Source organism: Amycolatopsis sp. AA4, from assembly GCF_002796545.1.
Classification (GTDB): Bacteria; Actinomycetota; Actinomycetes; order Mycobacteriales; family Pseudonocardiaceae; genus Amycolatopsis.
This window is the reverse complement of sequence record NZ_CP024894.1, coordinates 3,422,315-3,445,634: the sequence shown is the minus strand read 5'-3', so window position 1 is coordinate 3,445,634 and position 23,320 is coordinate 3,422,315. Positions and strand designations below refer to the sequence as shown.

Genomic DNA, 23,320 nt, shown 5'->3' with positions numbered 1-23,320 from the left:
AACGTTACCGAAATGGTCCGGCGACTTTCCGCAACCGGACGAGCATCCTTTGCTCGCGATTAATCGGGATTGCTTCCGACGCGCAGTCGGGAATGCTGCTCCGATCGGCCGGATTGCACGTCCGGCCGCCGGTTTCCGCACACCGGAAAAGCACGCCGGACGGCGACGGCACAATTGCCCTCGCGCGGAACGGCGGCGGGCGGAATGAGCGGCAGACGGGTTCTGGTGGCCGGGGCCGGACTGGCCGGTTCGCTCGCCGCGATCCACTTCGCGCAGCTCGGGCACCGGGTGGAGATCCACGAACGCCGCCCGGATCCGCGCGGCGCCGGCGCGGGCGGCGGGCGATCGATCAACCTCGGCCTTTCCCAGCGCGGGATCCGGGCGCTGGACCAGGTCGGGCTGCTCGACCCGGTGCTGGCCGCGGCCGCCCCGATGCGCGGGCGGGTGATCCACCAGCGCGACGGCGAGCTGGATTTCCAGCCCTACGGCAGCCACGAGGACCAGATCCTGCGCTCCGTGCTGCGCGACGACCTCAACCGCATCCTGCTCGCCAAAGCGCTGGAATACCCGAACGTCAGCGCCCGTTTCGGCGTCACCCTCACCGATCTCGACCGCGGCTCGGCGGCCGAGGAACCGGTCTGCACGTTCGACAGCGCCAGTGGTCCATACCATGCTTCCGCCGATCTCGTCGTCGGCGCGGACGGCGCGTTCTCGGCCGTGCGCACCCGGCTGCTGCGCGGCCTCCCCGCCGACTTCCGGCAGCGCGTCCTGCCCTGGGGCTACAAGGAGTTCGCGATCGCCGCCGGCCCGTCCGGCGACGTGCGCAGCAGCCCGGACGCACTGCACGTCTGGCCGGGCGACGACGGGCTGATCGTCGCGCACCCCAACGTCAACGGTTCGCTCACCGCGACCGTGTTCCTCCCGCTGTCCGGCGAGCAGAGCTTCGCCACGCTCACCACCGAAGATTCGGTGCGCGCGCTCTTCGACACCCGGTTCCCGGACGTGCGCCGGCTGGTGCCCGACATCGTCGAGCAGTTCCTCTCGCACCCGACCGGACATCTCGTGACCGTCCGGAGTTCGCCGTGGCAGCACGAGGGCCGCGTCGTGCTGATCGGCGACGCCGCGCACGCCGTGTACCCCTTCTACGGCCAAGGCATGAACTCGGCGCTGGAGGACTGTGCGGTGCTGCGCGAATGCCTCGCGAACGACGACTGGGCCGAAGCGCTCCGCGCCTTCGAACGCCGCCGCAAACCGCACACCGATGTGCTCGCGGACCTCTCCGAGGAGAACTTCGACGAACTGCGCAGCCGGGTGGCCTCGCCGCTGTTCCTGGCCCGCAAGAAGGCGGATCTGGTGCTCAGCCGCGTCTTCCCGAAACGCTGGATGCCGCTCTACACCATGGTTTCGCACACCACGATCCCGTACGCGGACGCCCTGCGCCGCGCCCGGCGCCAGCACGCCGCGCTGGCCTGGGGCAGCGGCGCCGCGGCGCTCGCCCTCGCCCTGACCGGCGGCGCGCTCGCCCGCGGGAAGGCCGCCGGACCGCACTCGCCTGGAGACCGAAGCTGATGCTCATCCATCCGACCGATCCCGGCCGCGTCCTGGTGGAGCGGCACGACCTCGACCCGCTCGCGCTGCCCGAACGCCTGCTGCGGTACGAAATCCACCTGCGGGCGATCTTCGACTGGGGCCGCGGCTACCTGTCCGGCCCGCATCCGGACCTCGGCCGCGCCGGCAACGTGTGCCCGTTCGCGCAGCCGTCGCTCGAGCGCGGCCGGTTCTACCTCGCCGTCGAACCGGGCGTCCCGGCCGCCGGCCCTCGGCTCACCGCGACCCTGCACAGCTACCGCGACTGGTTCCTCGAACTCGCGCCGCGCGGGCATCCGGGCGCGCAGCTGACCACGATCCTGCTGCTGTTCCCGGACGCGCCGCCGGACGACCGCTCCGGCGTGGTCGACACCGTGCAGCACGCGCTGAAATCGGAGTACGTCGCCGAAGGCCTGATGATCGGCGAGTTCCACAACGGGCCGCCGGACAAGGGCGGACTGTGGAACCCCGCGTTCCGCCCGCTGCGCAGCCCGGTGCCGATGCTGGTCGTGCGGCACATGGTGCCCACCGACTACCCGTTCCTGCGCGCCGACCCGGACCAGGCGCGCGCGTACCTGCGGCTGTTCGGCGACCAGGTGCCGGTCCAGCTGCGCGAACTGGTCGAGCACGACCGGCTCGCCCGCGAGCTGGACGAGACCGAGGCCGACCAGGCCGGAATCGGGGCGCCGTGAACGTCTTCCCGTGCTCGCCCGGACAGGAACGGCTGTGGTTCCTCGACCGGCTCGACCCCGGTTCGCCGGTCTACCACGTGCCCACCGTGCTGCGGCTTTCCGGACCGCTCGACGTCGACGCACTGCGCCGAGCCTTCGCCACGATCTCGGCCCGGCACGCCGCGCTGCGCACGATTTTCCGCGAACGCGACGGCGTTCCGGAGCAGGTCGTCACCAAGAACGGCTTTGCCTTCTCCGTCCGCGCGGTGAGTGACTCGATCGAGCAGACGGCCGCGGCGGAAATCCGCACCCCGTTCGACCTGACCGCCGGGCCGCTCGCCCGGGTCCTGCTCCTGCGCCAGGCCGAGGACCAGCACGTTCTGGTCCTTACGCTGCACCATGCCATCGCCGACGGCTGGTCGGTCTCGCTGCTGCTCGACGAACTGGCCGAGAGCTACCGCGCCGAGCTGTCCGGCACGGAACCGGACCTGCCGCCGCTCCCGATGCAGTACACGGATTTCGTGCGCTGGCAACGAGAACACCTCGACGGTCCGGAGGGCGTCGAGCTGCTGCAGGAATGGTCAGACCGGCTGCGCGGCGCACCAGAGCTGATCACGCTGCCGACCGACCGCCCCCGGCCTGCGACGGCGAGCTACGAAGGCGGCATCCACGAGTTCCGCTTCCCGCCCGAACTCACCGAGGCAGTGCGCGCGCTCGCGGATGCTTCTGGCGCAACGGTTTTCATGACCGTACTGGCCGCCTACCACGCGTTGCTCGCCCGGTACAGCGGTCAGGACGACGTGGTGGTCGGCACGGTCGTCGGCCAACGTTCGCAGGTCGAGACCGAGCGGCTGATCGGCTTCTTCGTCAACACCGTCCCGGTCCGAATCTCGACCGCCGACGACCCGACCTTCGCCGAACTGCTCCTCGACGTCTGCGACACGCTGGTCGACGCGCTCGGCGGGGCAGAAATCCCGTTCGAGCGCGTGGTCGAAGCCGTCCGCCCCGAACGCAGCCTCGGACATTCGCCGATCTACCAGGTCGGCTTCAACGGGCACGGCGACGGCTCGCTGCCACAACTGTCCGGGCTGACGGTCACGGACTTCGCCGGCCCGCACACCGGCACCGCGAAGCTCGACCTGATGCTCGGCGTCCGCGACGAAGGCGACTGCCTGCACGGCTACCTCGAGTACCGCACCGACCTGTTCGACGAAGCCAGCATTGTCCGCTTCGCCGAGCACCTGTGCACCTTCCTGACCTCCGTCACCGCCGACCCGGAGCAACAGATCGGCGCGGTCTCCCTGCTGGACAGCGCACAACGCCGCGCGGCTCTGGACAGCGGCCTCACGCGCCCGTTGCCCGCCACGACCGCGCTGGACCTGATCGCGCCGCACGTCCGCGACCGAGGTTCCGCACCCGCGATCGCCGGTTCGCTGACCTACCGCGAACTGGACGCCCGGGCGAACCGGCTCGCGCACGCCCTGCGCCGCCGCGGAGTCGGCCCGGACGTCCCGGTCGGGCTCTGCGTCCGCCGCTCCGCCGAGATGGTGGTGGCGCTGCTGGCGATCTGGAAGGCCGGCGGCGCGTACGTGCCCCTCGATCCGGAATGGCCGCTCGAACGGCACGCCTACGTCATCGCAGAGGCGGGCATCCGGATCGCCGTCGTCGATCGCGAAACCGCCGGTCGGCTGCCCCGGTTCGAGACCTCGCTGGACGTCGACCTCGACTACGCGGAACCGGACACCGCCCCGGACGTGGTATCCGACCCGGCCGATCTGGCATACCTCATCTACACCTCCGGCTCGACCGGTCGGCCCAAGGGCGTCGCGGTGCCGCACCGCGGCGTGGTCAACCTGCTCACCGCATTCGCGGACCGGCTCGGCGTGACCGAGAACGACGTCTGGGCGTCGGTCACCACGCTGGCGTTCGACATGTCGGTGCGGGAACTGCTGATCCCGCTGATCCGCGGCGGCACGGTCGCCGTGCTCAGCACCGAAGACTCCGCCGAGCCGGTCGTGCTGGCGCGGCGGCTGGCGGAATGCGGCGCGACGATCCTGCAGGCCACGCCCACGCGCTGGCGGATGCTGCTGGCGTCCGGCGGCGTGCCCGCGAACGTCCGGGAACGGCTGTGCGGCGGCGAGGCGCTCGACCGGGAACTCGTCGACGCGCTGTCCGACGGCCGGGTCTGGAACCTCTACGGCCCCACGGAAGTCACGATGATCGTCTCGGCGGGCACCGTCCGCTCGGACGCCCCGGTGGTGCCGCTGGGCCAGCCGTTGCCGAACACCCGGCTGCACGTCCTGGACGCCGGGCTGAACCCGGTCCCGCCGGGGGTCGCGGGCGAGATCTTCGTCGGCGGCGCGGGCATCAGCCGGGGGTACCACCGGCGTCCCGGCCTGACCGCCGAACGTTTCCTGCCCGATCCGTTCGCCGCCGACGGGAGCCGGCTCTACGCCACCGGCGACCTCGCGCGCCGCCGCGCCGACGGGACGCTGGAGTTCCTCGGCCGCACCGATCACCAGGTGAAAATCCGCGGTCTGCGCATCGAACTCGGCGAGATCGAAGCCCGGCTGCGCGCCGATCCGCAGGTCTCCGACGCCGTCGTGCTGGCCCGCTCCGCCGGTCCGGACGACGTGCGGCTGGTCGCTTATGCGGTCGCCGAAGAAACCGAATGGGCGCCGCTGCGCGACCGGCTTTCCGCGCAGCTGCCCGCGTACCTGGTCCCGCAGACCGCCGTGTTCCTGCCCGCGCTGCCGCTGACCAAGAACGGCAAGACCGACCGGTCCGCGCTGCCGGAACCCGTCTGGGAATCCCGGGAAATCGACCGGGTCGCCCCGCGCGACGCCGTCGAACGCGAACTGGCCGGGCTGTGGCGGGAGGTGCTGGCAGTCGAGGACCTCGGGGTGCACGACGATTTCTTCCACCTCGGCGGCCATTCGCTGCTCGCCGCGCGGCTGCTGGCGAAGGTGCGCGAGCACTTCCAGTCCGACGTCGGCCTGCGGACGCTGTTCGCCGCTCGCACGATCGCTGCCTTCGCCGCGGCGCTGCGGGCCGCCGAGTCCAGCCCCGGGGCCACCGACGAGATCGCGGACCTGCGGGAACGGATCGCCGCGCTGCCCGACGACGAGGTTCTCGCCCTGCTCCACGCCGATTCCCCTCCAGGAGCGCATCGATGACGCAACCCGAGCGAGAGCGGCTGTTCCGGCTGCTGGCCGCACGCGACGGCCTCGGCGCCGCGTCCGGTTCGATCCCCCGCCGGACCGGCGACGCCCCCGTCCCGCTGCTGCCCGCGCAACGGCAGCTGTGGTTCCTGGACCGGCTCGGCGCGCGCGACGGCGTCTACACGATCTCCCAGTCTTGGCGGCTCACCGGCGCACTCGACGTCGCGGCGCTGCGCCGGGCGCTCGCCGCGGTCGTCGATCGGCACGAGGCGCTGCGGAGCGGGTTCGCCGAATCCGACGGCGAGCCGGTGCAGATTCCCGCGCTTCCCGGAACCGCACCGGACCTGTCCTATGTAGACCTTCGCGCTACGCCGTCTTCGGCGGATTCGGTCCTGGCCGCCGAACGAGCCCGCCCGTTCGATTTGACTCAACCGCCCCTGGTCCGCGGCCTGCTGGTCGCCGTGGCCGACGACGTGCACCTGTTCGTGCTGACCCTGCACCACATCATCGCCGACGCCGCGTCCGTCGGGATCCTCTTGCGCGAGCTGTCCGCGCTCTATCCGGCGAACGCTCCGGCCCTGCCCGAACCGCCTGTGCGCTACGGCGATTACGCGGCCTGGCAGACGGCCAAACCGCTCGAAGCAGGCGAGCGGTACTGGCGCGAGCAGCTCCACGACGCCCCGGCGCTGCTGGAACTGCCGACCGACCGGCCGCGTCCGCCCGCCGAATCCTTCCGCGGCAACGGCCATTCCTTCCACCTGCCCGCCGCTGATCTCACCGCCTTCTGCCACCGGCACGGCGTCACCGCCAACACCGTGCTGCTAACCGCGTACGTGCTGCTGCTGGCCCGGCATGCCGGTCAGGACGACGTCGTGGTCGGCATGCCGATGCGCGACGAGACCGTGCCGGGGATCGAGCAGTGCGTCGGGATGTTCGCCAACACCGTCGCCGTCCGGACCCGGCTGACCGGCGATCCGACGGTCGCTGAGATGCTCGCGCAGGTGCAGGACGCCTGCCTCGGCGCGCTGGAGCACCAGAGCTATCCGTGGGAACGGGTGGCGCAGGACCTGCGGCCGGCCCGCGATCTCAGCCACAATCCGGTGTTCCAGGTGATGTTCGTGCTCAACTCCGCCGGTGCTGGACTCGACCTGCCCGGCGTCCGCGCGGACTGGCTCGACCTCCCGGTCACCACCGCGCGCTTCGACCTGACCCTGGCGCTGGCCACCACCCCCGACGGGATCGAGGGACGGCTCGACTACGCCACCGACCTGTTCGACGCCGCCACCGTCGCGCGATTCGCCGACCAGTACGAACACCTGCTGCGAGCCATGCTCGCCGATCCGGACGCCCCAGTGTCCACAGTGGACGCCCTGCCTGCCGCGGATCGGATCCGGCTGCGGAACGGCGGGCACGCGGCCGCACCGGCGGTCTCCGACGGCACCCTGGTCACCACGCTGATCACGCGCCAGGCCGAGCGGACTCCGGACGCCATCGCCGTAGAGGACGACGGCCTGCTCACCTACGCGGAACTCGTCTCCCGCGCCCGGCGTATCGCCGGAGCCTTGCACGCCTCCGGAATCCGGCGCGGCGACGTCGTCGCACTCGCCTTGCCTGCCGGAGCTGAGGCGACCACCGGCCTGCTCGGCGTGCTCCTGGCGGGTGCCGCGTACCTGCCGCTCGACCCCGGGCACCCGCCCGCGCGACTGGCCGAACTCCTGTCCGACGCGTCCCCGGCCGCCCTGATCGCCCACCACGACCTGGCGTTCGACGGCCCGGTGCTGCGCACCGACGATCTCCCCGCCGGCGACCCGCCCGAGATCGACCTCAGCCCGGACGATCTGGCGTACGTCATCTACACCTCCGGCTCGACCGGAGCCGCGAAACCGGTCGCCGTATGCCACGGCGCACTCGCCGAACTGGCCGATTCGTTTCGCCGGCTGCACGGATTCGGCCCCGGCGAACGCGTGCTGATGATCCCGCCGCTGACCTTCGACGCCGCCGCGGGCGACCTCTTCCCCGCGCTGGTCTCCGGCGCGACCGTCCTGCCCTGGCGCGACCCGGCGTCGCTTACCGGCCCCGGGCTCGTCCGGCTCTGCCGCGACCGCGGGATCACCATGGTCGACACCGCGTCCGCGCTCTGGCAGAAGTGGGTTGCCGAACTGGCAGCGGAAAATACGCCGTTCGACTGTCCACTGCGGACGATGATGGTCGGCGGCGAAGCGGTCCCGGCCACCGCCGTGCGGACGTGGGCCGCCCGCACCGGCGGCCGCGTCGAACTGCACAACCACTACGGCCCCACCGAAGCGACCGTCTGCGCGACCAGCTACCGCACCGTCGACGCCGCGGAACTCGACGGCCGGGTGCAGCTGCCGATCGGCACGCCGCTCCCCCACGCCCGCGTCTACGTCGTCGACGACCGGCTGCGTCCGGTGCTTCCGGGTGCCCCGGGCGAGCTGTGCATCGGCGGCGACGCACCCGCAAGGGGCTACCGGGACCGGCCCGGCGCCACCGCGGAGAAGTTCGTCCCGGACCCGTTCTCGCCGGTGCCCGGCGCGCGGATGTACCGGACCGGCGACCTCGCCCGCCTCGACGCCGAGGGACGGCTGGAATTCCTCGGCCGGGTCGACCGGCAGCTGAAGGTCCGCGGCCACCGCATCGAACCGGCCGAGGTCGAAGCCGCCTGCCGGCGCCACGCCGGCGTCCGGGACGTCCTGGTCACCGCCCGCGCGGACCGGTTGGTCGCCTACCTCGTCGGAGACGCCGACCCGGTGTCGGTCCGCTCCGCACTCCGCGCCGCCTTGCCCGGCTACCTGGTCCCGGACGCCTTCGCGGTGCTCCCGGAGCTGCCGCTGAACGCCCACGGGAAGGTCGACCACCGTGCGCTGCCCGAACCAGCCGCCCCCGCGACTGCCTTCGCCGAACCCGAAGGCGAACTGGAACAACGGCTGGCCGCGATCTGGGCCTCGGTGCTGGACGTGGACCGCATCGGCCGCGACGACGACTTCTTCCTGCGCGGCGGGCATTCCCTGCTGGCCGGGACACTGATGGCGAAGGTGCGAGCGGAACTGGACGTCGAGGTCCCGGTGCGCACCCTCTTCGAAGCCAGCACCCTGGCCGCCTTCGCCGACGCCGTCCGCGCCCCCGGGTATCGCGAGGACGACCGTCTCGCCGAAGTCCTCGCGGACGCCGTGCTGCCCGCCGACATCGACCCGCGCTGCACCCCCGCGCAGGCCGAGGCCGCGATCCAGCGCGCGATGGCCCCGCGGACCGCCCTGCTGACCGGCGCTTCCGGCTTCCTCGGGCCGCACCTGCTCGCCGACTTGCTGCGCCACAGCGACGTCGTGGTGCGCTGCCTGGTCCGAGCCGCCGACGCCGTCGAAGGGGCCGCCCGGATCGAGCAAGTGCTGCGCGACCACCTGCTGTGGGACGACAGCTTCCGTCCCCGCATCATCGCCGTTCCCGGCGACCTCGGCGCTCCTCGGCTGGGTTTGTCCGCGGCTCAGCTGTACGCGCTCGCCGCCGACCTCGACGTCATCTTCCATTGCGGCGGCGAAGCGAACTTCCTGCGCCCGTACGCGCAACTGCGGCCCGGCAACGTCCTCGGCACCGTCGAGTTGCTGCGGCTCGCCTGCCGGGGCGGCGGAACCCCGGTGCACCTCGTGTCGTCGCTGGGCGTCTACCCGCTGGACCGCGAGGCGGTGATCACCGAGGACGTCCCGCCCGACGATCCCGCCGGGTTGGATCGCGGCTACGAACTGAGCAAATGGGCCGCCGACCGGCTGGCCCGGGCCGCGCGCGAACGCGGCCTGCCGGTGACCGTGCACCGTCCGGCGCGGGTCACCGGGCACAGCCGGACCGGCATCGGCCCGCTCGGCGACCGGTTCGCGAACCTGTTGCGCTGCCTGGTCCTGCTCGGCTCCGCACCAGAGGAGGACTTCGACCTCGAGGAAGACATGGCCCCGGTCGACCACGTGGCCGCCGCCATCGGCCACCTTTCGCGACGGCGCACCGGCTACGGCTGCGATTTCCACTTCCACAACCAGCGCACGATGCGGTTCGGCGAGGTGGTCGCCGGATTGCGCGAGTTCGGCTACCCGATCGACGCGATCCCGTTCGACGCTTGGCACACCGCCCTGGCCGCGGCGGCGGTTGAAACGGCAGACCCGGCACTCAGCGCGATCACGGCGATGGTCGAACGGACGTCCTCGCCCCGGCGCACGGTCTTCGACTGCTCGCACACCGAGGTCGTGGTCGCGGCGGGCGGGCTGGTCTGTCCGCCCGCGGATCGCGTGCTGCTGCAACGGTATCTGGCGCACTACGTCCACATCGGACACCTGCCCGCGCCCTCCGCCGCGGGCACCCGAAAGGAGCACCGTTGACCACCATGGGAACACGGGGATTCGTCCTCCTCTGGTCAGCCCAACTGGTCTCGATCGTCGGCTCCGCGCTCACCGGGTTCGTCCTCGGCGTCTGGACCTACGAACGATCCGGCTCAGCCACCCAATTCGCCCTGATCATGCTCTCCGGCGCGATCCCCGCACTGCTCATCGCACCGTTCGCGGGAGCACTGGCCGACCGGCTGCACCGCCGACGGCTCCTGATCGGCGCGGACTGCGTCGCGCTCGTTTCGGTCGGCGCGCTGGCCTTGCTGATCGACGCGGACCAGCTGCAGACCTGGCACGTGTACGTCGTGACCGCGCTGACCGCGATGTGCGGGACCCTGCAGCAGGTCACGTTCAGCGCGATGATTCCCCTGCTGGTGCCGAAGCAGCACCTCAGCCGGGCGAACGGGCTGTCGCAGGTGGTGTTCAGCGCGCAGATCGCCGCGCCGGTCGTCGCCGGGACGCTGCTCGCGCTCACCGGCCTGCGCGGGGTCGTCCTGATCGACCTCGTGACGTTCGCCGCGTCGCTGCTGGTCGTCGCGCTGGTCCCGCTGCCCCGCGCCGCCGTGCGCACCGCCGCCCCCGAGCCCGGCGCTCCCTCGATCTGGCGGCAGGTGCCCGCTGGCTGGGCCGAACTGCGCCGTCGCCCCGGGCTGACCGGACTGCTCGGCGTCCTCGCCGGGTTCTACTTCTGCTTCGGCATCGCCGGAACGCTCGTCCGCCCGCTGGTGCTGTCGTTCGCCAGCCCCGCCGGACTCGGCTTCCAGGTGTTCGCGGGCGGCTGCGGGCTGTTCGCCGGAAGCCTGGTGATGGGCGTCTGGGGAGGGCCGAAGAAGCGGATGCGCGGGATCGCCGCGTTCATGGCGTTCGGCGGGATCGCGCTGGCGGTGCATTCGCTGGCGCCGTCGCTGGCGCTGGTGATCGCGATCGGGCCGTTCTTCCTGTTCACGCTGCCCGTGATCACCGGGACCGCGCAAACCGTGCTGCAGAGCAAGGTCGACCCGGCGAACCTCGGCAAGGTCATGGCGACCTCGCGGGCGGTGTCGCAGGCCGCGAGCCCGGTCGCGTACCTCGTCGCCGGCCCGCTCGCCGACGGCGTGTTCGAACCGCTCATGCGCCCGGGCGGTGCGCTGGCCGGTTCGGTCGGACACCTGATCGGCACCGGCCCCGGCCGCGGCATGGCGCTGATGTTTTTGCTGGCCGGACTGCTGCTGGTCGTCCTGGGCGCTCTCGCCGCCCGCCCTTCGCTGCGGCGCGTCGAGGATCTGCCGGATCTGCTCGAAGAACCCGAACCGGAACCCGCCGCGGTGGCGACGAGCCGAGAGGAGAAGGCACAATGACGACCCTCGAACGGACCATCCCGGTGCGCGTCCTCGCCGCCGACCCGTTCCTGCGCGCCGGACTCGAAAGCGCGCTCCGCGGCTGCGCGGAATTCACCGGGTCCGACGGCGGAGTCGCGGTCCTGGCGGTCGACGAGGTCGACGACGCGGCCGTCTCCGCGATCCGGGCCGCCAAGGAACGCAACGCCGCCGTTCTCCTGGTGACCGGCAAAGTCGACGCGGTCACCGCCGCCCGCGCGATCGAGGCGGGCGCGTGCGGGGTGCTGCGCCGGGAACAGGCCTGCGAGCAGACGCTCGTTTCCGCGGTCCGCGCAGCGGCGACCGGCCACGGCACGATGCCGCCGGACCTGCTGAGCGACCTGTTCGACGCCCGGCACGCAGCACCTCCCGCGCCGACGCTGGACGCCCGGGAACGCGACGTCCTCCGCATGGTCGCCGACGGCCACGAGACCGCCGAGATCGCCTCCGCACTGGCGTATTCGGCCCGCACGGTGACGACGATCGTGCACGACATCACGCACCGGCTGCGGTTGCGGAATCGCGCGCATGCGGTGGCGTTTGCGTTGCGGCAGGGGCTTATTTAGGGAGTGCGGTGGGACCCCGGCCCGACGGGGTTTTCGGACGCGGGATCCGGCGATCCAGATTTCGCAGTGAGCATGGGCGAGCAGTGCTGGGCGGGTCCGCAGCCGGAGGTCCAGCATCGTTCGCCCGTGCGCCGAGGGAACTTGGCGCTGCTACGGGAGCCGCGCGCGCAATTCTCGACTCGGACGCAGAGACACACCCCGTCCAGGGCCTTTGCCGGAACTGGACGATCCTCGGCGGCCGCGCGGACCATTTGGCGCGGCGAATCGGCCTAGATCAAGCCGTTCCGCACCGCGTACGCCGCCGCGTGGGCGCGGTTACGCACTCCCAGCCGGGCCATCAGGTCGTACAGCGCGTTTTTCACCGTGTGTTCCGACCAGCCGAGTTCGGCCGCGATCTCGCTGTTGCTGTACCCCTCGGCGACGAGCCGCAGCACCCGCAGCTCGCGTTCGCCGAGCTGCGGCCGGTATGCCGCCTCGCCGTCCACGCGTCCAGTGTAGGAGATCCGCTCATCCCGGCAGCTCCGAACCGCGCGTCGACGGGGCGGCCGCGACCGTCCGCACGACCTGCGCGAACCGGTCGGCCATCGTCTTCGCCGCGGCTTCGGTGAACAACGCGCGGTCGTAATGCAGCGTCCCGGCCACGCCGTCGGGATGCTCGCGCACCGTCACCAGCACGTCGAACGGATTCCCGCCCTGTCCGGCCCGCCACGGCTCGGCACGCACGCCCTCGAGCCGGAGCCGGTCGGCGAGCGAGCCGAGCGACTGGAACGCCACCTGCGCCACCGGATTCCGGCTCAGATCGCGCGGCGGCCGCAGCGCCGCCACGACCTGGTCGAACGGGACGTCCTGATGCCGGAACCCGCCGAGCACCGCCTCGCGGACCGCGGCCAGCACCTCCGGATACGCCGGATCGCCCGGAACCCGCACGCGCAACGCCAGCGTGTTCACGAACAGCCCGATCAGGTCCTCCGCCTCGACCGACGGCCGGTTGCCCGCGAACGTGCCGACCACGAGATCGTCCCGCCCTGTCACGCGGCGCAAATCGAGGACGAACGCGGCGAGCAATGCCATGAACCCGGTCGCGCCCGCCTCTGTCGCCACAGTTTCCAGCGCCGCGATGTCCTGCCGCGGCAGAGAAAACTCGACCGTGCCTTCCAGCTGCGCTTGCCGAGCCGGTCGCGGGAGGCTGTCCGGGAGTTCGAGCGCCGGCGGCGCACCCGCCAACGTCGACTTCCAATACTCGAGACCGGCCTCGTCCGGTGTGTGCGCGGCTGCGGCCAGCTCCGGCAGCTCGGCCCCTCGCCCGGCGTAGCATTCGGCGAGGTCGCGCCAGAAGATCTCCATCGAGGTGTCGTCGGCGATGATGTGGTGGATCACCGCGAGCAGCGTGAACCGCCCAGGCTCGCCGCGGATCACCGTGCACCGCAGCAGCGGCCCGCGCGCGAGGTCGAACGGCCGCTCAAGTTCCGCGTCGACGACCTCCTCCGCCGACCCGTCCACCACTGTCAACGGAATCTCCGCCTCGGCGGACACGCTGATTTCCGGTTCTCCGCGACGGCTTCGGAAGGTCGTCCGCAAGGTCTCGTGTCGCTGGACTACCTCGGTCAACGCGCGCCGCAACGCCTCGATGTCCAGCTCGGCGGTGCACCGATAGGCCTCGTACATGGTGTAAGTCGAGGACGGTCCGGACAGTTGATCAAGAAACCACATCCGGTGCTGCGCCGCCGAAATCGCCCTTGGTCCATTGTGGATTTCCGGGGCCTGCGGAGCCGCCGCGACCACTTCGGCCAGCTCCGCGACAGTCGGCGCGGTGAACAAATCCGCGACGGACACCTGCCGTCCGGTGCGGCGGGACACCCGGGCGCAGATCCGGGTAGCGGCCAGCGAACGGCCGCCGAGTTCGAGGAACGGGTCGTGGACGCCGACCGGCCGCACCCCGAGTGCGTCTGCCCAGATCTCGGCGAGCTCCGCCTCGGTCGCGTTCCGGGGTCCGACGTAGCCGACGGCCAGCGCGGGACGCGCACCATCCGGCGCGGGCAGCGCGTTGCGGTCGATCTTGCCGCTGGGCGTGAGCGGCAGCGCGGCCAGCGACATCCATGCCGACGGCACCATCGGCTCCGGCAACGTGCGGGCCAGATGCGCCCGCAGCTCGGACGTCGAGGGCACTGACCCTGCTCGGTACACGCAGTAGGCGACCAGCCGATCGTCCCGCACCGCAGCAGCCGCCGCGGCGATCGCCGGATGAGAGTGCAGCGCCGCCTCGACCTCGCCGAGTTCTATGCGGTTGCCGTGGAGCTTGACCTGATGGTCGAACCGGCCGAGGTACTCGAACGCGCCGTCCTCGCGCTGCCGCGCCCGGTCTCCCGTGCGGTACAGCCGCTCCCCCGGCGTCTCCGCGAACGGATTGGGCACGAACTTCTCGGCCGTCAGCGCCGGGCGGTTCAGGTAACCGCGCGCCAACTGGATCCCGGCGATGGTCAACTCGCCGTCCACGAGGTGGATGCGGGTGTTCGCGATGGGATATCCGATGGTGACGGGTTCCCCTGGCAGGCAGCGGGTCGCCGTGACGTCGACTGACGCTTCGGTCGGCCCGTAAAGATTATGCAGCTCCGCGTCGATCACGCGGTGGAAGCGTTCCGCCAGCTCGTCCGGGAGCGCCTCGCCGCTGCACAGGACCCGGCGCAGCGGCAGCTTCGGCACCGGTCCGGACAGGAACGCCCGGAGCATCGACGGCACGAAGTGGACCGTCGTGATCCCCTGCGCCAGGACTTCGGTGAGATAGGCCGGATCGCGGTGCCCACCCGGCCGAGCCATCACGAGTGTCGCGCCGGCGGACAGCGTCCAGAAGAACTCCCAGACCGAGACGTCGAAGCCGAACGGAGTCTTCTGCAGTACGCGATCTTCCGGTGTCAGGCCGTATTCGTCCTGCATCCACCGGAGCCGATTCACGATCCCGCGATGCTCGATGACGACGCCCTTGGGCTTGCCGGTCGACCCCGAGGTGTAAATCACGTACGCCGCGTTCTCCGGCCGCACCATGACATCCACCGGTTCGCAAGGTTCGCGGAGATCCGTCAGATCGCCGGGCTCGATCACCGTCGTGGTGCCCGAATCCTCGACCATGAACCGGAGCCGGTCCTCGGGATAATCCGGATCCAGGGGCAGATACGCGGCTCCCGCCTTGAGGATCCCGATCAGCGCGACCACCATCTCCAGGCCGCGCTCGAGCCGAACCCCCACGACCGACTCCGGCCCCGCCCCTCGCGCGCGCAGCCGGTGCGCCGCCTGATTCGACAGCTCGTCCAACTCGGCATAGGACACTTCCCGACCGTCGGCAACGACCGCGATTCCTCCGGTGGCTGTTCCTTCGGCCAGGAGATCCAGCAGTGTCTCGCTCATGCGTCCTCGCTCACTGGCCGCACCGCCGCACGCGGGCGGATCGTCGCCCGCACAACCGGTTGCGAACCAAGCCCCGGATACCCCGCCACCGCGGCCGCGCTCTCGACCGTCGGGTGGTCAAGCAACGCCCGCACCGGCACGCACGCATCCCAGCCCTCACCAGCGGCCAGCACACCCAGCGACACCCCGCTCACTGGTGCACCATCCTTGTGTCGGTAGCCGTGAGGTTGCCGATGCACCCGAGGTGCTGCCGGGTTATCGCCCCGCTCGCTTGACGCGTTCGACGTCCAGCATGAGTTCCGCGGGACCCGGCAGTTCCCGGGGCGTGCCGACCGTCGACAGGGCTGTGCGCCACCGAGCGCCGATCAGTGAGCGAAGCGGCAGACACGCCCTGGCACCAGAACAAGGGTGCCTCCCCACTGGGATCAGCAGCGAGGAGGCTGTCATGAAGTCTGCCCCGTCCACTCTGCCCGAGGAACCACCCAACAGCGTGACCAGCGGCATCGACTGGGCTCGCGACGATCACGCCGTCGCGGTTGTCGATGGCCGTGGCCGCCTGGTGGCCCGTGAGACGGTCGAGCACAGCAACACCGGTCTGCGCACTCTGCTCGGCCTGCTCGCCGAGCACGGCGCCGCCGAGGTCGCGATCGAACGTCCCGACGGACCAGTCATCGACGCGCTGCTCGAGGCCGGCCTGACCGTCGTGGTGATCAGCCCGAACCAGGTCAAGAACCTGCGCGGCCGATACGGCTCGGCCGGCAACAAGGACGACCGGTTCGACGCGTTCGTCCTGGCCGACACCCTGCGCACCGACCGCGTCCGGCTGCGGCCGCTGACCCCCGACGACGAGACCACCCTCGCCCTGCGACGCGCCTGCCGCGCCCGCAAGGACCTCGTCGCCCACCGCGTGGGCCTGGCCAACCAGCTGCGTGAACATCTCAAACGCGTATTCCCCGGCGCCGTCGCGCTGTTCGCCGACATCGACAGCCCGATCAGCCTGGCGTTCCTGACCCGCTTCGACTGCCAAGACCGCGCCGACTGGCTCAGTCCCCGCCGCCTGGCCGCCTGGCTGGCCAGCGCCGGCTACTGCGGCCGCGTCGACCCCGCCGTGCTGCACCAGCGCCTGACCGCCGCACCCCGCGGCGCGGCCGGTGACCACGGCACCGCCGAAGCCCGCATCACCCGCGCCCTGCTCGCCGTGCTGACCAGCCTGGTCCAGCAAATCAAAACCATCTCCGCACAAATCGCCGAGCAGCTCGCGCTGCACGCCGACGCGCACATCTTCACCAGCCTGCCCCGCGCCGGCCAGGTCCGCGCAGCCCGCCTGCTCGCCGAGATCGGCGACTGCCGCGCCCGCTTCCCCACCCCCGAATCGCTTGCCTGCCTGGCCGGCGTCGCACCCTCGACCCGACAATCCGGCAAGATCCGCGCCGTCGGTTTCCGCTGGGCCTGCGACAAACAACTCCGCGACGCCGTCACCGATTTCGCCGGCGACTCCCGCCGCGCCAACCCCTGGGCCGCCGACCTCTACAACCGAGCCCGAGCCCGCGGCCACGACCACCCCCACGCCGTCCGCATCCTCGCCCGCGCCTGGCTCTACATCATCTGGCACTGCTGGCAGAACAACACCACCTACAACCCCGCCAACCACAGAGCACTCCAACGCCTGATCAAAGATCAACAACAGGCGCCTTGACACAGGGCTACTCATGCGTCCTCACCCACCGACCGCACCACCGCACGCGGACGAATCCTCGCCCGCACACTCGGCTGCGAACCAAGCCCCGGATACCCCGCCACCGCGGCCGCGCTCTCGACCGTCGGGTGGTCAAGCAACGCCCGCACCGGCACGCACGCTTCCCAGCCCTCACCGGCGGCCAGCACATCCAGCGACACCCCGCTCATGCGTCCTCACTCACCGACCGCACCACCGCACGCGGACGAATCCTCGCCCGCACACTCGGCTGCGAACCAAGCCGCGGATAGCCCGCCACCGCAGATGCGAGGCTCGCGACCGTTGGGTGATCGAACAACGCCCGCACCGGGACGTCCGCGTTCAGGGCCGTGCGCAGGCGGACGGCGATCCGGGTGGCGGCTACGGAATGCCCGCCTAGGTCGAAGAAATCGTCGTCAGCGCTGATCCGCTCCGCGCTCAGGACCTCCGCCCACACCCCGGCGACCAGTTCCTCCACCGGACCGCGCGGGGCGACGTACGCGCGTTCGCGCACCATCGGTTCCGGCGCGGGCAGTGCGGCCCGGTCGAGTTTTCCGGCGGGCGTGCGCGGCAGTTCCGGGAGCAGGACGAAGCCGCTGGGGACCAGGTAGTCCGGGAGGACCCCGGAGAGTCCTTTTCGGACGTCCGCAATGGACAGTTCCCCAGCTGCGACGACGTAGGCGGTCAGCTCCAGGCCGTCCGCAGACGGGGTCGGCTGGACGGCGGCGTCCCGGATCCGCGGGTCCGCCCGCAGCGCGGCTTCGACCTCGCCCGGTTCGACGCGGTGTCCGCGCACCTTCACCTGGTCGTCGGCCCGCCCGAGGATCTCCACCGCGCCGTCCAAGCGGCGCCGTGCCAGGTCGCCGGTGCGGTAGAGCCGTCCGCCTGGGCGGGGGCCGTGCGGGTCCGGCGCGAAGCGGTCCGCGGTCAGGCCCGGACGCCCGGCGTAGCCGCGGGCGAGGCCGTCCCCGCCGATCCACACCTCGCCGACCACTCCGAGCGGAACCGGTTCGAGGTCGTCGCCGAGCAGGTAGACGTCGGTGTTCGCCACCGGTTCCCAGGCGACGACCGCGTCCCCGTCCAACTCGGCGACGGTCGACCAGACCGTCGTTTCGGTCGGGCCGTAGAGATCCCACAGCCGCGCCCCGCCCGCCGTGAGCCGCCGCGCCAGGTCGTCCGGCAGCTTCTCGCCGCCCGCGAACACGGTCAGCTCAGCAGGCGGAGTCCACCCCGAATCGACCAGCAGCCGCAAGCCCGACGGCGTCGCCTGCACGACCGACGGCGCGCTCCGTCCGATCAACGCGGCCTGCCGCTGTGGATCAACGCACTCCTCGGCAGTCGCGACGATCACCTGACCGCCCACCAGCAGCGGCAGATACAGCTCCAGCGCGGAGATGTCGAACGAAACCGTCGTCAACGCGAGCACCGCGGCACCCGGCGCGACACCGGGCCGTTCCCGCATGGACAGCAGGAAGTTCGCCAGCGCAGCGTGCCCGATCTGGACGCCCTTGGGCTTGCCCGTGGAGCCAGACGTGTAGATGACGTACGCGAGTTCATCGCCGTGAGGCCGAGGCGCGGGAACGTCCGCCGGGCAGGCCGCGACCGCCGCCGCGTCCCGGTCGAGCAGCACCGCCGAACAGCCGGTCCCCTCCAGCAACCCCACCAGCGACTCTTCGCTGAGCACCACCTCCACTCCTGAATCAGCCAGTACGTAACCGACCCGCTTGGCCGGATAGCGCGGATCGATCGGCAGGTACGCGGCACCCGCCCGATGCACGGCGAGCAACGCGACGAGCAGGTCCGGACCTCGATCGAGCAGCACCCCGACGAGCGCCCCGCGCCGCACACCTTGTTCCTTCAGATACCGCGCCAGCTTAACGACCCGCACCGACAATTCTTGATAAGTCCGCGTCACCTCGCCGCACCGCAGGGCCGGCGCGTCCGGATGTTCCGCCGCGGCGGCCTCGAACAACTCCGGCAGCATCCGGCCGGCCCGCTCGGTCCGCGACGGGTTCCGCAGCAGCAAAGCCCGATCGGGCGCGGGCAGGCCGCACCGCCGCGGACCGGAAGCCGGAGCGGCCACGATCCGCTCCAGAACGTGGCGATAAAGCCGCGCAAGGAACTCAAGATGCGCAGCGGCGATCCGGTAAGTGAACGCCTCCAGCACAAACGCCCCGGGAACCGTCGAGACCGACAAGCCGAACTCGTTGGGCGTGCTGTCCGCCACCTCGGCGAGGTCGACCAGCGCGTCCGCGAGCACGTGCATGTCCGTGTGGTTGAAGAAAACATCCACGAGCGGAGCCTGCCCGCCCCACGCCGCCTGCATCGCCGGCAGCGGGAAATGCCGGTGCGGCCACATCCCGGTCTCCTCCGCGAACACCGCGCGCGCCAGCTCCGGCCAGTCCCGCGCGTCCGCTGGCGAACCGAACGGCACGGTGTTCAGGAACATGCCGCGAACCTGGTCGCCACCAGCGCGTTCGAGCCTGCTGTTGGTCACCACCCCGGTATGAAAGGGCCGATCGTGCCCGGCGACCGTACGCAGCACGGTGAGATGTGCGGCCAGCAGCAGGCTCTTCAGCGGTACCCCGGCCGACGAAGCCACCGCCCGCAACCGGGAAGTCAAGTCGGAGAAGGGCACCCGCACCGTGCGGTAAACCCCGTCGTCCTCGCCTGCCCAGCCCGAAGGCACGGCGAACCGCTCGGCCGCGTTCACCCGGCCCGCCCAGAACTCTCGGTCCACAGTGGACTCCAGCGATTCTCGTTCCCGGGCGACGGTGTCCGCGAACCGGACCGGCGGCGGTTCGACCGGCTCCGCCGCACCCGCCCGGTAGTCCTCGATCAGTTCGGCGACCAGCGAATTCTGGCTCCAGCCGTCGAGAATCGCGTGCACATAGCTGAACGACAGCCGCCATTCCCGGTCGGCGAGCCAGTGGACGTGCAGCCGCAGAAGACAAGGACGGAGCAAGTCGAAACCGCGCGAACGGTCCTCCGCCGGGTACCGCCGCACCCGCTCGGCCTGCTCATCGGTGGGCAACGCGCGCAGATCGTCGCAGGTCACCTCCAGCACGGCGGTCTCGTGCACCCGCTGCAACGGCGGGTCCGCGGCGAAGTCGATGGAAGTACGCAGGATTTCGTGCCGCTCGACCAGCCGGTTCGCCGCCTGCTGCAGTGCGTCCAGGCGGAACTCCTCGTGCACCGGGTAGCCGAGATGGTTCAGGTAGAGGCCGCGGTCGGCCCCGGCGAGCATCTCGTGCACCATGCCCGCCTGCGCGAGCGACAGCGGGTAGGCGTCGAGCACGTCGTCCGGCAACGTTTCGCGCTGCCCGGCGGCAAGCTGCGCGAACGGTTCGACTGCCTCGATCGTTGCCGCTGGACCGCCCAGCCCAGCCGCGAAATCGGCCACGCGCTGCCGACGGAAAAGGTCCGCGACGCTCGCCTCGATGCCCTCCGCGTTCAGCAGTCCCACCGCGCGGATTGCTCGCAGAGAATCGCCGCCCAGTGCGAAAAAGCTGTCCTCCGCTCCGACTCGGTCGACACCGGTCGCGGCCGCGAACGCACGGGCCACCGCGGCCTCCGCCGGGGTGCGCGGCGCGACGTAACCATGGCTCGTGCGCGCACCGTCCGGTGCGGGCAAAGCGTTGCGGTCGATCTTGCCGCTGGCGGTCAACGGCAACGCGTCGAGCGCCAGCCACGCCGACGGCAGCATCGGCTCCGGCAGCGTGCGCGCCAGCTGCGCGCGCAGTTCGGCCGGGTCGGGAGTGTGGCCGGGCTCGGCGACGAAATAGCCGACCAGCCGGTCGTCGCGCACCGCGGCCGCCGCCGCGCGCACGCCGGGATGGGCCAGCAGGGTCGCCTCGACCTCGCCGAGTTCGATCCGGTTGCCGTGGATTTTGACCTGGTGGTCGAGCCGCCCGCGGTACTCGATCCGGCCGTCGGGCAGCCGCCGGGCGAGGTCGCCGGTGCGGTAGAGCCGGTCGCCGGGCTGGCGCGCGAACGGGTCCGGAACGAATTTCTCGGCGGTCAGCGCGGGCCGGTTCAGATAACCGCGCGCCAGCTGGACCCCGGCGATGACCAGCTCGCCCGGCACCCCGACCGGCATCTCGCGCAGCTCGGCGTCCACGATGTACACCCGGGTGTTCGCGATCGCCCGGCCGATCGTGACGGTCTCCCCCGGCAGGCACCGGGTCGCGGTGACGTCGACGGACGCCTCGGTCGGCCCGTAGAGGTTATGCAGCTCTGCGTCGAGCACGCGGTGGAACCGTTGCGCCAGCTCGTCCGGGAGCGCCTCGCCGCTGCACAGGACCCGGCGCAGCGAGGGCACCGGCCCGGACAGGAACGCGCGCAGCATCGACGGTACAAAGTGGACGGTCGTGATCCCCTGGTTCAGGACTTCGGCGAGATAGGTCGGATCGCGGTGTCCGCCCGGCCGAGCCATGACCAGGGTCGCACCGGTGGAGAGCGTCCAGAAGAACTCCCAGACCGACACGTCGAAACCGAACGGAGTTTTCTGCAAAACGCGGTCTTCCGGCGTCAGGCCGTATTCCGCTTGCATCCATCGGAGCCGATTCACGATCCCGCGATGCTCGACCACCACACCCTTCGGCCTGCCCGTGGATCCCGACGTATAGATCACGTACGCCGCGTTCTCCGGCCGCACCACGACATCCACCGCATGCCGCGGTTTGTCCAGCCCAGTGAGGTCGCCCGGCTCGATCACGAGATCAGCACCGGAATCCTCGACCATGAACCGAAGCCGGTCCTCGGGATAATCCGGATCCAACGGCAAGTACGCCGCCCCTGCCTTGAGAATCCCGAGAAGCGCGACCACCATCTCCAACCCGCGCTCCAGCCGAACCCCCACCACTGATTCGACGCCCGCGCCCCGCGCCCGAAGCCAATGCGCCGCCTGGTTCGACAGCTCGTCCAACTCCACATAGGACACTTCGCGGCCACCAGCGACGACCGCGATTCCGCCAGCGGCGACGCCCTCGGCGATGAGCGACAGCAAAGTCCCGGGCTCAAAGGAGACGTCAGTGTCGTTCCACCGCGCCAATTCGATCTTCTCCGCAGCGTTCAGCCAAGGAAGCTCCGCCAGGCGCGCGTGAGGGTTCGCGACAATCCCCCGCAGCAGTTCGGTGAAATGCCTGCCGATCCGCTCCACAGTGGATCGGTCGAACAACGCGACCGGATACTCCAGCACGCCGTCCAGGGCGCCGTCCGGCCGCTCGGTCAGCTCCAGCGTCAGGTCGAATTTCGCACTGTGCCAAGGAGAATGGATCTGTTCGCCGCGCAGTCCGGCTGCGGCGAACCCGGCGTCAGCGGTATTCTGCAATACGAGCATGGCTTGGAAGAGCGGGTTGCGGGACAGATCGCGTTCCGGTGCCAGCTCGTCGGCCAGCCGCTCGAACGGCGCGTCCTGATTGGAGTACGCGTCGAGGGTGTCTCGGCGGACGCTGTCGAGGAAGTCCCCGAACGACCACGCGCCGTCCACTTCGGCCCGCATCACCAGAGTATTCAGGAACAGCCCGATCAAATCCTGTGCCTCGGCCCGCGTGCGTCCGGCGACCGGCGTGCCGACCGTGATATCCGCTTGCCCCGAATACCGGCTCAGCAGAATCTGATACGCGGCCAGCAGCACCATGAACGTGGTCGCGCGATGCGCCCGGCCCAGCGCGGCGACGGCGGCCCCGAGTTCGGAGTCCACAGTGAATCGCAGGATGTCCCCACGCGGATCGTGCACCGGCGGGCGCGGACGGTCGGTCGGGAGGGTCAGCGGGACGACTCTATCGAGGCGGCGGCGCCAGAACTCGACTTGTTCCGTCACCCGCTCGCTGGCCGCGTGCTTCCGTTGCCAGGACGCGAAATCGGCATATTGAACCGGCAGGTGAGGCGGCGTCTTCCCGCCGTACAGCGCCTGCAGTTCGCGCGCGACGACGGACGTCGACCATCCGTCGTACGCGATGTGGTGCACGACCAGCAGCAACACGTGCTCGTCCTCGGACTGGCGCAGCACCCGAACCCGCAACGGCCGGTCCTGCGCCAGATCGAAGGGCACCGAGGCTACTTCCCGCGTGACCGCCTCGACCTCCTCCGCGGCGACGTCCTGGACCGTCAGATCGACCTCGGGTTCGCCGACGACCTGTTCCGGCACGCCGTCGCGTTCGACGTAGGTGGTGCGCAGGATTTCGTGCCGCTCCACGATCGTCTGCCAGCATGTCCGCAGCCGGTCGACGTCCAGCGGGCCGCGCAGCCGCCACGCCGCGGTGACCACATACTCGGTGCCGCCGGGCCGGAGCCGGTCCAGCACCCAGACCCGCTGCTGCGCCGGGGAAAGCGGCAACGGGCGGCTGCGGTCGGCCCGGATCGCCGAAGCGGTACGGGCCGAGGCCGGGTTCGCGGTCAGATAGCGCTCCAGCAGCTCGGCGCGCCGGGACTGTTCGGTGGTCATCGCTCCCCCTGCGGGTCGTTCGGCGGGCACACGC

Annotated in this window: 12 protein-coding genes; 7 read left to right on the top strand and 5 right to left on the bottom strand. The window is 71.0% G+C overall.

The genetic code is table 11. The features are described from left to right. Window positions 1–69: 69 nt before the first annotated feature. The 6 genes from CU254_RS16160 to CU254_RS16135 are packed head-to-tail and all read left to right on the top strand — an operon-like array spanning window position 70 to window position 11,725. Window positions 70–1,569, top strand: coding sequence for an NAD(P)/FAD-dependent oxidoreductase (locus tag CU254_RS16160; RefSeq protein ID WP_353611758.1), 1,500 nt, complete (start codon window positions 70–72; stop codon window positions 1,567–1,569). After that, entirely contained in the window at window positions 1,569–2,279 is a 711-nt protein-coding gene (locus CU254_RS16155) for a DUF6875 domain-containing protein (RefSeq protein ID WP_009077464.1), read from the top strand. The genes CU254_RS16160 and CU254_RS16155 overlap by 1 nt, the downstream gene beginning before the upstream one ends. Beyond that, window positions 2,276–5,434, top strand: a complete 3,159-nt coding sequence (locus CU254_RS16150; protein ID WP_009077463.1) for a non-ribosomal peptide synthetase — start codon at window positions 2,276–2,278, stop codon at window positions 5,432–5,434. The genes CU254_RS16155 and CU254_RS16150 overlap by 4 nt, the downstream gene beginning before the upstream one ends. Next, complete coding sequence (locus CU254_RS16145; RefSeq protein ID WP_009077461.1) at window positions 5,431–9,798, top strand: non-ribosomal peptide synthetase; 4,368 nt, start codon at window positions 5,431–5,433, stop codon at window positions 9,796–9,798. Before CU254_RS16150 ends, CU254_RS16145 begins: the two co-directional genes overlap by 4 nt. Before the next feature lie 5 nt (window positions 9,799–9,803). Then, the gene (locus tag CU254_RS16140; protein WP_009077459.1) at window positions 9,804–11,141 is read left to right on the top strand and encodes an MFS transporter; all 1,338 of its coding nucleotides are present in this window, start codon (window positions 9,804–9,806) and stop codon (window positions 11,139–11,141) included. Beyond that, window positions 11,138–11,725: a response regulator transcription factor gene (locus tag CU254_RS16135; RefSeq protein ID WP_009077458.1), complete on the top strand. Its 588-nt coding sequence runs from the start codon at window positions 11,138–11,140 to the stop codon at window positions 11,723–11,725. The genes CU254_RS16140 and CU254_RS16135 overlap by 4 nt, the downstream gene beginning before the upstream one ends. Before the next feature lie 269 nt (window positions 11,726–11,994). Here CU254_RS16135 and CU254_RS44120 read toward each other — a convergent pair whose 3' ends face one another. The 3 genes from CU254_RS44120 to CU254_RS16120 are packed head-to-tail and all read right to left on the bottom strand — an operon-like array spanning window position 11,995 to window position 15,318. Beyond that, entirely contained in the window at window positions 11,995–12,210 is a 216-nt protein-coding gene (locus tag CU254_RS44120; RefSeq protein WP_009077456.1) for a response regulator transcription factor, read from the bottom strand. A 22-nt stretch (window positions 12,211–12,232) separates the two neighbouring features. After that, window positions 12,233–15,124: a non-ribosomal peptide synthetase gene (locus CU254_RS16125; protein WP_009077454.1), complete on the bottom strand. Its 2,892-nt coding sequence runs from the start codon at window positions 15,122–15,124 to the stop codon at window positions 12,233–12,235. Continuing rightward, entirely contained in the window at window positions 15,121–15,318 is a 198-nt protein-coding gene (locus CU254_RS16120) for a hypothetical protein (protein ID WP_009077452.1), read from the bottom strand. Before CU254_RS16120 ends, CU254_RS16125 begins: the two co-directional genes overlap by 4 nt. Window positions 15,319–15,614: 296 nt before the next feature. Between CU254_RS16120 and CU254_RS16115 the strand changes: the two genes are divergently transcribed. Continuing rightward, window positions 15,615–16,820, top strand: coding sequence for an IS110 family transposase (locus CU254_RS16115; protein ID WP_234392833.1), 1,206 nt, complete (start codon window positions 15,615–15,617; stop codon window positions 16,818–16,820). A gap of 11 nt (window positions 16,821–16,831) precedes the next feature. Here the strand turns inward: CU254_RS16115 and CU254_RS16110 are convergent, their stop codons facing one another. Continuing rightward, window positions 16,832–17,029 (bottom strand): hypothetical protein, encoded by a 198-nt coding sequence (locus tag CU254_RS16110; RefSeq protein WP_009077449.1) that lies wholly within the window; start codon window positions 17,027–17,029, stop codon window positions 16,832–16,834. Further along, a complete protein-coding gene (locus tag CU254_RS16105; RefSeq protein ID WP_050788198.1) occupies window positions 17,026–23,286 on the bottom strand; it encodes a non-ribosomal peptide synthetase in 6,261 nt (2,086 codons plus the stop codon). Before CU254_RS16105 ends, CU254_RS16110 begins: the two co-directional genes overlap by 4 nt. Window positions 23,287–23,320: the final 34 nt, after the last annotated feature.